4 protein-coding genes are annotated in these 2760 nt (G+C 45.0%); 2 read left to right on the top strand and 2 right to left on the bottom strand.

The features are described 5' to 3' along the window. Window positions 1-714, top strand: a 714-nt coding sequence (locus EDM55_RS17025; protein WP_122960873.1) for a hypothetical protein, incomplete at its 5' end; no start/stop codon positions are given. A gap of 29 nt (window positions 715-743) precedes the next feature. Here the strand turns inward: EDM55_RS17025 and EDM55_RS17020 are convergent. Further along, a complete protein-coding gene (locus EDM55_RS17020; RefSeq protein WP_122960872.1) occupies window positions 744-1097 on the bottom strand; it encodes a YhjD family protein in 354 nt (117 codons plus the stop codon). After that, window positions 1094-1876 carry a helix-turn-helix domain-containing protein gene (locus EDM55_RS17015; RefSeq protein WP_122960871.1) on the bottom strand — a complete coding sequence of 261 codons (783 nt, stop codon included), beginning with the start codon at window positions 1874-1876 and terminating at the stop codon, window positions 1094-1096. The genes EDM55_RS17020 and EDM55_RS17015 overlap by 4 nt, the downstream gene beginning before the upstream one ends. A 256-nt stretch (window positions 1877-2132) precedes the next feature. Between EDM55_RS17015 and EDM55_RS17010 the strand changes: the two genes are divergently transcribed. Next, window positions 2133-2760 (top strand): tyrosine-type recombinase/integrase (locus EDM55_RS17010; RefSeq protein ID WP_148040080.1); only part of this gene is annotated, 628 nt, incomplete at its 3' end.

Raw genomic sequence — 2760 nt, 5'->3', positions numbered from 1 at the left:
ATGGTACTTACTCCTAAAGATTCTAGCCCATCTACTACAACCGCAAGCACCCCAGCAAGCACCACTCCACAAACGACACCTGTAGCTGCAACACAAACAGCTGCACCTGAAGCACCTAAGACCAGTCCAGAAGATGAGGCTAAGAAAAAGGCTGAGGAGGAAGCGAAAGCTAAGGCTGATTCAGAGGCTAAAGCAAAAGCAGAGGCAGAAGCTAAAAAGAAAGCCGAAGATGAAGTTAAGAGTAAAAACCTAGACTATGCTGCACTTGCAATTCCAAACTTTGCAGAGGGTGTGGAGATCCAAGAAGCAACTAGAAAGTTTGTCGTTGCTAACTATAAACTGTTTCCTGCTGGCCCAGATGCTGATGTTAAAGCAGCTCTGGCAAAAGTCGACAGTAAAATCAAATATGGACACCTTGAAAAGAACATTACTCCATACCTGAATAAAATGGTGGCAGCAACCGGTAACGTGATAAACGTTGAAGAAGCACCATCTGAGGGCATAGGAACAGGAACAGTGGCTTTGGTTCACATCATGGACAACGAATTCAACTCTTATCGAATGTTTATCATGAAATCAACAGGTGACATTTTGAAGGGTGACAGGGTCAAAATTGTGGGCGTTCCAGTTGGCCAAGAAAGCTTCGCTAATGTATCTGGTGGTACAACTCGATCGATCTTCTTACTAGGTTCACATATTAATAAAGTGCAATAAACAAAAGGAGCCATCACGGCTCCTTTTTTTCAACTCTTTGTGACCTTCATCATCAGTTCGTCAATCCTCTTTTGAACCTCTGTTCGCAGCTTCCTCTCATGGATCCTGAAGATATCCGAATTTCCACGATACGACCAAATCACGAATAGCTCTCCCTGGTCGAGCTTCTCTTTCAAGATACGTATCTTGTTTTCTCGCAGCTCTTTCGCAGCCTCCTGTTCTTTTGCATATGCCTGGCTACCGATCTGTCGAAGTACCCAGCCAGCAAAGAACGGAAAGCGTAGCTCTGCAGATTCTACTTTAGGGATGTCTTGCTTCATGTATTCGACTGCATGGTGCCAGTATAGCCATTCCAGCATAATTTCTTCTGTGCTCCGGCTCATAGATCCACCTCATGAGCCGGCACAAGCTGTTGCCAAGATGCCAACGCCATCTCCACGCTCACACCATGCTTATCTCTGACAGTTTTCAGAAACCGCTTGAATAAAGGGCTGCTCTTGTCTACCTGAATTTCCTTTTGGAATTTGCCCGATATCTCATAAAGGTAAACGGAATACATCTCCCGATAGGTATACACCTTGGCCTCGTATTTCTTGGACTGGAATTGGAAACGAACTGTAAACAAAAGGATTGGCCCATCATCAACAGCTGCCGACTTCGTTTGAACACCGTATTTTTCCGGATCGGGCAGTTTCTTTTTTAAAATGTCAATCTCCTGCTCCGCAGCGATTAGCATGTTTGTCTTTTCCCGGCCCCTCTTAATAGCCTCGTCGTATTTGCGTTTCCAGTTTGCCATTCCATCTTTCTTATTGTCCGCCAACTTATCTAAGGCATCGTGCAAATCACTCGAAAGAACATTGTATCTCTCCTCCGACCTTTCCAATTCATTGCGAAGCCGGACGTTTTCTGCCTGCGATTGTTCGAGCGCCCCTCTGAGCTGTTGAATCTCAGCCTCGTACTCATCAGCCGTGCGCTTCGGATTTTTCCGTTTACTTTCAATGAAGACATTCAGATCAGCCTCGCTAACCAAGTATCCATCTTTACGTTTAACTGGTGCTGTCGCGGGCAAATCACCCTGTCTGATCCACCGGCGGACCATCTGAATATTCTCGGTAATCCCTTCCTCAGATAACCTTTTAAGTACCTGTTCTGTGGTAAGCATTTTCCACACCTCATTTACATTACTTTATTAACAGCATTGTAACATTACTTTTTTCCTATTTCAACAATGATTACTTGAAAGATAATTTAAGTAATGTTACTATATCTACATGACAGTAATGTTATGGGTATAGAAAAAGCCGTTCTAGTCCGGGAAGACAAGCAAACGGCTTTTTCACCACCAGGCAGCGCCTGACATCTACATATTATCACATCGGGCCCTGTCCTGGAATCTACATTCCGGGGAGGAAACTATCATGAGTAACGTTTTGAGTGTTGTCAGAACAAACGCCAATGACCTCTATGTACGTGAATATTTGCTTTTCATGCGCTCTGATCGTGGGGCACGACCCAGAACACTAAAGGGGTACAAAGGAGATTTAAAACGGTTTGTTGCCCTCTTCAAAACCCGCGATCTGTTAGAGCTTCGCCAGCAGGACATCCGCGAGTACAAGTTCAGTCTTGTAGATTCTGGATTGGCACCACGTACAGTAAACAGAGCCATTTCAGTGGTCCGCTCGTTCTACGAGTATTTCGTTGACCATGACGACTACGACATTGCCAAGAATCCCGCGAAAAGCATACAAGGCATGAAAGTTCCAAAAACGATTCCCGTGACTTTAGGAGAGCAGCAAGCCAAGACCTTGCTGGATGGCATCATGTTGACCGGAAAGTACGCTGTTCGAGACTACGCTCTCTTTGCGACATTTCTGTACACCGGGATCCGTGTTAGCGAACTGATCAACCTTAAAACCTATGATGTGAATTTTGAGGAGAATTACATTCATGTCCGGGATGGGAAAGGTGGAAAGGATCGGATCATTCCTATGATCCCACAGCTTGCTAATGCGCTACAGCTTTATATGCAGACGGGAATCGTATACG

Source organism: Brevibacillus centrosporus (assembly GCF_003710815.1).
Taxonomy (GTDB): domain Bacteria; phylum Bacillota; class Bacilli; order Brevibacillales; family Brevibacillaceae; genus Brevibacillus; species Brevibacillus centrosporus.
This window is presented reverse-complemented; position numbering and strand designations above follow the sequence as displayed.

Coding starts and splice junctions, on each gene's coding strand:
- EDM55_RS17020 (WP_122960872.1), bottom strand. CDS start 1,097: ATGAGCCGGAGCACAGAAGAAATTATGCTGGAATGGCTATACTGGCAC.
- EDM55_RS17015 (WP_122960871.1), bottom strand. CDS start 1,876: ATGCTTACCACAGAACAGGTACTTAAAAGGTTATCTGAGGAAGGGATT.